Source organism: Thomasclavelia saccharogumia DSM 17460 (assembly GCF_000686665.1).
GTDB lineage: Bacteria > Bacillota_I > Bacilli_A > Erysipelotrichales > Coprobacillaceae > Thomasclavelia > Thomasclavelia saccharogumia.
Map to the genome: position 1 here is coordinate 1 of NZ_JMLH01000096.1, position 8,112 is coordinate 8,112.

The window sequence follows — 8,112 nt, forward strand, 5'->3', positions numbered from 1 at the left end:
TACTGCTGCCAGCCATCTGCATTTCGATATCAATGATTCGACCTTTTTCATCAACCGCACAGATATCGAGGATGATGTTTTTAGCGAGGACCGTATTTTGATTGATTTCGGGATTTTTAACAATCATCTGCTGACAGTCAAGGCCAGTGACAGATTTAACGATAAACTTTCTTAGTTTTTGAGATTCAAAAGTATCTCTAGAGAGCAGATATTTAAAGAACAGGTCATTACTAAAGCTGACATTATTTTGAATAATAGTTTTTTCATGAATCATATTTTTTCCTCCTCATTATCTTTTACAATCTAAAAAGGAGAATTACTTCTTTTTAATAGAAATATTTTATAGATATGAGATAAAGCTTATAATGTTATTACTTATAGTTCAGATAAATAATGGAAAAGTTATCCATATTTCTGACTTTTTGATATTTCTATTTTATTATTGCTTAATAACCGTAGAGGTGATTTTTATCAATTATATATTGTTAAGAAGTTAAAGAAAGTGAAAGACTTTACAAGTAATTGAAACGTCTTAAAAAATCTATCAATCTTTATTTAACTAGTTAGATTATCTTAGAAAAACTATTGAAACAAAAATCAATGAAGTTGTAACTAAAGCTATTGTTTTGAAAAAACAGAGGACCAATAATCAGTATTAAATAATTATGCTTTTGATTCTGGTATTTCTATTGCTAAAAACACAAATAAGCAAAAATAAAAGAATACCTAATTCAAGAGAAAAATCCAATAGGGTTAATGGGGAACAATCAGATTATAAAAAAGTACATTAATCAGATTCAAAAATGATGGAATTACTGAATATAAAGATCATTACATCAGTAATGCCTTCATTGTCATAATAATATGGCAGTGTGCTGACGTCGGTATAAACAGTTGAAAGAGAGTCGAAAGAAAGCAAAATAAAGATGAAAATATCGGGACAATTCAATATTGCAAGATATTATGCAAGAATAAAAAGTTATATAGAGACAGGGTATAAATATAGGATAGGTTCAACATACTTAATAGAAAGAAACTGCTCAACCCCTAACAATGAGTTCCGGAGATGTAATTTCGTATAATATTAAATTATAAAATTATAGAGATGATTTTTAGTGTCGATAACAATCATTTATGATAAAATTATTTAAATAATAAGATTCTTATCTAGTTTAAGGAGGAAAAAGTAGTGACAAAATATGTTATGGCTTTAGATCAAGGTACAACGAGTTCACGGTGTATAATTTTTGATCATCAAGGAAGGGTTGTTGCTAAAGCACAAAAAGAATTTCAACAAATATTTCCTAAACCAGGATGGGTAGAGCACAATCCATTAGAAATATGGTCATCACAGTTATCAGTGATGATTGAAGCTCAAGCGTTAAGTCACACAAAGGCAACAGATTTTGTAGGAATTGGAATAACTAATCAACGAGAAACTACCATTGTTTGGAATAAAGAAACAGGGGAACCAATTTATAATGCAATTGTGTGGCAATGTCGCAGGACGGCTGAAATGATTGATAAATTAAAAGAAGATGGCTTAGAAAAGAAAGTTATTGAAACAACGGGATTAATACCAGATGCATATTTTTCGGCTTCTAAAATTGCTTGGATATTAGAAAATGTTACTGGTGCAAGACAATTAGCAAATGAAGATAAATTGTTATTTGGAACAGTCGATACTTGGCTGATATATAATTTAACAAATGGTAAAGTACATGTTACTGATTATACAAACGCTTCAAGAACGATGTTGTTTGATATTAAAAATTTATGTTGGGATGAAGAATTATTGGCATATTTTAAAATCCCTAAAAGCATGTTACCAGAAGTTAAACCATCCAGTTATATATATGGTTATAGCAAAGAAGGAATTTTAGGCGGCAGTATTCCTGTGTGTGGAGCAGCTGGAGACCAGCAGGCGGCATTATTTGGTCAATGCTGTTATGAAGCTGGTGAAGCTAAAAATACGTATGGTACAGGTTGTTTTTTATTGATGAATACAGGTAATAAAATATATCAGTCGAAAAAAGGCTTGATTACGACTATTGCTGCTAGTGATAATAATGAGATAAATTACGCTTTAGAGGGAAGTGTATTTGTTGGCGGAGCAGTAATGCAATGGTTGCGTGATGGTTTAAGAATGATTAAAAGTGCGCCTAAATCGAGTGATTATGCGACAAAAATAGATGATACAAATGGTGTTTATCTAGTACCAGCTTTTACTGGATTAGGAGCTCCTTATTGGGATCCATATGCTAAAGGAACGATCGTTGGCTTGACAAGGGGAACTGGCAAAGAACATTTTATTAGAGCTGCATTAGAATCGATTGCCTATCAAACTAACGATGTTATTCAGGCAATGCTGGAAGATACAAAAATTGATTTAAAATGTTTAAAAGTAGATGGTGGGGCTAGTGCTAATGATTTTTTAATGCAGTTTCAAAGTGATATTTCTAATTGCTTAGTGCATCGTCCTCAAATAATTGAAACTACTGCTTTAGGTGCGGCGTATTTGGCAGGGCTAGCGGTAAGTTTTTGGAAAAGTAAAGATGAAATAAAAGATAATTGGCTGCTTGATCAAGAATTTACACCAGTTATTGAAGATGATCAAAGAAAAAAATTATTAGATGGCTGGGCAAAAGCGGTACGTTTTACATTGATGTGGAAAGATATTTAATATATATCAAAAATAGCTAATTTGAAGCATATCAAATTAGCTATTTAAATATATAATTAATCTTCAGTAATAAACATTTTATAAATTGCACGAATAGCATTATTAAAATGGATATTTTTAACACCAACAATGATGTTTAATTCAGAAGACCCTTGATCGATCATTTTGATGTTAATGTTTTCATTTGCTAGAGCGGTAAAGACTTTTGCAGCAGTACCACGACCATCTTTCATTCCTCTACCAACAATAGCAATTAAAGCTAGATCAGATTCTAATTCAATTGAATCAGGATGTACAGCTCGATGAATTCCTGATAAAATTTCCTGTTCTTTATCAATAAATGATTCTGTTTCAACAACGATTGTCATTGTATCAATACCTGAAGGAGTATGTTCAAAAGATAAATTATTATCTTCTAATACCTGTAAAACGCGTCGACCAAAACCAATTTCACTATTCATCATGTCTTTTTCAATCATAATAGTTGCAAATCCTTTTTTTCCAGCAATTCCAGTAATAACATGATCAGGTTTATGGCAAGTTGTTTCGACGATTAAAGTTCCTTCATCTTCAGGGCGATTTGTATTTTTGATTTGAATTGGAATTCCTTCATTACGAATTGGAAAAATAGAATTTTCATGTAAAACACTTGCCCCCATATATGATAATTCTCGTAATTCTTTATATGTAATTGTTCCAATTGTATCAGGATTTCTAACGATTCTAGGATCAGCAATCAGGAAACCAGAAACATCTGTCCAATTTTCATATAAATCTACATGTCCATTACGGGCAATGATTGAACCAGTAACATCACTTCCCCCACGTGAAAATGTTTTGATCGTATTACTACCATCATTTAAAGAACCGTAAAAACCAGGAATAACTGCATTTTTTACTTCACTTAAACGTTTAGATAAAATTGGATCAGTTTTTGCTTCATCATAATTTCCATGCTTATCAATAAAAATGACTTCACTAGCATCGATAAATTCAAATCCTAAATAATTAGCTAAAACAATACCATTTAGATATTCACCCCGGCTAGCTGCATAATCAATACCAATTTTATTTTTAAATGCTTTTTTTATTGTTGTAAATTCTTGTTCTAAAGATAAATCCAGTTTTAATTCATCAATGATACTTTGAAAACGTGTTTTAACTAGATTAAAAGTATCTTCAAAAGTTTTCTCGTCTTTAGCGTTATATGCCTGGTATAATAAATCAGTTACTTTAATGTCTTCTTTGAATCGCTTGCCAGGTGCTGAAGGCACAACATAGCGTCGTGATTCATCACTTTTAATGATTTTAGCTACCTTTTTAAATTGAGTTGCATCAGCTAGTGATGAACCCCCAAATTTAACGATTTTTTTCATAATATTCCCCTTTTATATATAAATGTTTAATAAAAAAATACCATTTTTTACAGTATACATCAAGTTAAAACTTAAAAAAGAAGAGAAATTATCATAATTTAAATTACTGTTTATAATATAGGTAAAGTCTAGATTAGATTTTATAAGAACATGATTATATTTTTAATAAATTTGTTAGTGAATAGATGATATTGATTTTTATTTTGATTATTAGATTATATTACAGGTGACATATTTAGTATTTTGTTACATAAAGTGAAACAATATTAAAAGAATAGAAATTTAAAAATTATGTTTTAAATTATATAATTAATTTAAGGTTCTTTTACTAAAAATTAGTGTTATTAATGTATCTAAGTATTTAAAAATTTATATTTGTAGTGGGTAAATAATTATAATAAAGGGTATATTTTAGGCTAATGTTAAATAGAATCGAAAATTATTTAGAAAGGAAGATTAATAATGTAACGAAAAGATGATAAGAATTATGTATTTTTTATGGGAGTTGATAATCGTCACTTCCTCAAATTCTGGCATATTAAAAAAATAAATAAGATTTTTCTAGTATCAGTTGGATTGTAAGAAAAATAATTGAAACCAATCGTAATTAGAGACAAATTTGGTTTTATAAAAAAATAAATTATTTAAATATAATAGTTATTTTTAATTTGTTGTATTTTATGTTATTAATGTTTGATTATTACAGTACTGAAAAATATTTTAGTAATTATGAGTTAAACTTTTTTAAGATGTCATTAATTTAAGTGGATAACACGTATTATTTGTTTAGGATCAGTGTTATGTGTATATTGAAAAGTGAAAAACTATTAAGATAATTTATATATTTAAGTGTTTTCGAAGAACTTGTTTATTGAAAAACAAATTAATTTTGACACAATTAAAAATATAGAAGGGAAGAAATGATGAAAAAATTAATAAAGAAAATTAAAATAATTAGCCTAGTAGTCTTATTAATTAGCAGTATTTGTTCAATTGGATGGATATCTAGTCTGTCTGCTTTGACAACAGATAATCATGTACCGATTTTATATTACGATTTTGATAGTGAAAGTGCTGTTGATCAAATGGGCAATTATTCTGGAACATTAGTTAATGAACCACAGTTTATTGATGGAAAATCTGATTTTGGGAAAGCTATGAAAGTAACAGAAAAAAGTTATCTTCAACTACCTGCAAATTTTAAATTATCAAATCAAGATTTTACATTGTCTTTTTTAATACGATCATTAGAAACAAAAAATGATACAGTTTTATTTGCAAATAAAGACGGTGTATCTGGTAATGTAGGATATAATGGTAACCGTTATGATACATCCTCATATTCTCGCGATGAAACCGTACTTGATGGAAAATGGCATCATGTGGTAATAACCGCAGATCGAGATCAGAGTTTAGCATTATATGTAGATGGTAATTTATCTAGTGAAAATAAAAGTTTTAGTGAGCTAGCAGGAATTTCGTTAGATACAGCATCTAATTATGTTTTGGGTGCAGGTAGTACAGGCGAGTATCTTCAAGGTGCGTTATATGATGAGTTTATGGTTTATGATGTAGCATTATCTTTAGAGGAAATTCAATCTTTATATTTAAAATATGCTGATGACACTGGAAGTGAATTACAAGAGCAGCTTGATGTTTTGACTGCAGGAGAAGTGAGAGTTTCATTAAGTGCTGATTCTGAAATGAAAACTAGAGCAGTTTCAAAATTTATAGAAAATCAGTTAAATGATGAACCTGGAATTAGTGTTGCTGCTGAAATGGTTAATGATAATACTTATTTAATTAGTTTATCAAAAGCGGGAATAACTGTAAGTAAAGAAATGAAATTTAGTTTTATAGAAAAAGATGTACTTACAGTGGCTACTTATAATATTTATGGTTGGGGTTATCCTAATTTAAATTCTATTAATGAAAAATTAAAAGAAATCGATGCTGATATTATTGGATTACAGGAAGCAAATTATCAGTTAGATGGTAATGGTCAAGTAGAACAGTTGAGTAATATAGGAACATATCCATATTATGCTTTTAAAGAAGGATATGGAAGTAGCACTTTTTGGGGTGGTAGTGCTATTGTTTCTAAGTATCCATTAGCTAATAAAGGTGGGGCGAATTATGAGATCAATGATGATACTAATCGTTCTTATGTTCGAGCTACTATTCAAATAGATGGTAAGGAAATTGCTTTATATAACACCCATATTGTATGGTTAAGAGATCCTGAATTATATGCTCAATATAAACAAGCTCAAATTAATGAATTGATTGAAGCTGTAAATAATGATCCAACACCGTATAAAATTATTACTGGTGATTTTAATTCAGATCAAAGTAAAGAAGAATTAGATCAGATGTTATTGAATTTTAATGATGCAAATGGTTGGAATAATGTATGGTTTGAAACAGGAGAACTTGATTCTTCAATGAAAATTGGATGCATTGATCATATTTTTACAACTACTAACATTGAGTTTGTAAATATTAATGTTGCCGAAGGAGCTCCATCAGATCATGATATTTTATATGCAGATTTAAGACTAAAAGATTCTGCTACATTGCCTACTCAATTGTTGGATTACACTTTAAAAGATGCTAAGACTTATTTAGCTAATGAAGCTAGATATGAAAGTGTTGGAATTAATAATTTAAAAATGGTTGTAAATGAGATTGAAAATCAATCAGTTACCGAAGAAAATCGTTATCCTAATGTTATTGCGATTCGTGAAGCTATATCTAAACTACAAGAAAAGGTATCACCTATTAGTGATCCATTCATTTATTATAACTTTGATAATGATGTTAATAATCAATATCAAAACTATGATGGGAAAATGGTAAATAATCCTAGTCTTGCTTCAGGATTTAAAAACAATGTTTTAGAAATCGGTGAAGGATATGTCGAAATTCCGGGAATGAAACTTGGTACAGAAGATTTTACAATTTCATTCTGGTTTAAATCTAATGAAACAAAAAATGATACAGTAATTTTTGGTAATAAGAGTGGCGATTCAGGTAAAGATTTGGGTATCTTCTTCTGTAATTATGATGGCTTATTTGGAAACGTTGGAACTGGCAGTGTTAGATATGATACCTCAGCAAATAATCGTGATAAAATAGCTATGGATGGTAACTGGCATCATCTTACAGTTGTAGGTGAACGTTCAAAAGCACTAAGTCTTTATGTAGATGGTAAATTATCTTCAAGTAATACTGATTTTGCAAATATTGTAGGATTAAATCTTGATACTAATGATAATTATGTTATAGGAGCTGGTAGTCAAGGTGGATATCGTCAAAAAGGTAATATAGATGAATTTAAAGTATATAACTATGCTTTAGATTCAGCACAAGTATTTAAAACTTATCAAGATTATTTTATTGATAAAACAGAATTGCAAGCATTATATGATGAATATTTAACTCTTGATGAAGGAGATTATACTCAAGAAAGCTGGAAGGAATTTAAAACAGCAATGGATAATGCTAAAGCAGTCTTAGAAAAAGCTGATATTACTCAAGAAGAAGTAGATAACACATTAACAGCATTACAAAATGCAAAAGAAGCTTTAACAAAAGTAGAAGCAGCAACAGTAAGCAAAACAGCATTATCAATAGCTGTAGATATGGCAAACAATGTAACCGAAGAACAGTTAAATAAAGTAGTACCAGTAGTAGTAGAAGAATTCAACGGGGCATTAGATGAAGCAAAAGCAATCTTAGCTAATGATAAGGCAACCCAAGAACAAGTAGATGCATCATTTGCAAGATTAGCAAGTGCTATGCATATGTTAGAGTTCTATAAAGGGGATAAAACCGAATTACAAAGCTTAGTAGATGCAACTGCTGATTTAGTAGAAGGAAACTACACAGAAGAAAGCTGGACAGAATTGCAAGAAGCATTAGTAGAAGCAAATACCGTCATGAATGATGAAAATGCAATGCAGGAAGAAGTAGACGAAGCATATGATAAATTACAGGCAGCAATAGAAGGCTTAGAAGAAGCAGAAGTAGTAGATAAAACATTATTAGAAG

The 8,112-nt window shown here is 29.8% G+C and carries 4 protein-coding genes; 2 read left to right on the top strand and 2 right to left on the bottom strand.

Annotated elements, in window-relative coordinates:
• Nucleotides 1–274, bottom strand: a 274-nt coding sequence (locus BR82_RS16010; RefSeq protein ID WP_034865164.1) for a PD-(D/E)XK nuclease family transposase, incomplete at its 3' end; no start/stop codon positions are given.
• Between the two features lie 915 nt (nucleotides 275–1,189).
• Between BR82_RS16010 and glpK the strand changes: the two genes are divergently transcribed.
• The gene (gene glpK, locus BR82_RS0113915) at nucleotides 1,190–2,683 is read left to right on the top strand and encodes a glycerol kinase GlpK (protein ID WP_027090668.1); all 1,494 of its coding nucleotides are present in this window, start codon (nucleotides 1,190–1,192) and stop codon (nucleotides 2,681–2,683) included.
• Nucleotides 2,684–2,739: 56 nt separating this feature from the next.
• On the opposite strand, the gene BR82_RS0113920 is transcribed toward glpK, so the two are convergent.
• On the bottom strand, nucleotides 2,740–4,059 hold the full coding sequence (locus BR82_RS0113920; protein WP_027090669.1) for an aspartate kinase: 1,320 nt from the start codon (nucleotides 4,057–4,059) through the stop codon (nucleotides 2,740–2,742).
• Nucleotides 4,060–4,982: 923 nt separating this feature from the next.
• Here BR82_RS0113920 and BR82_RS16015 point away from each other — a divergent pair.
• The coding region (locus BR82_RS16015) for a LamG-like jellyroll fold domain-containing protein (RefSeq protein ID WP_034865166.1) at nucleotides 4,983–8,112 on the top strand (3,130 nt) is incomplete at its 3' end.

Excerpts from the sequence above, each read along its gene's own strand:
- BR82_RS0113920 (WP_027090669.1), bottom strand. The coding sequence starts at position 4,059 with ATGAAAAAAATCGTTAAATTTGGGGGTTCATCACTAGCTGATGCAACT.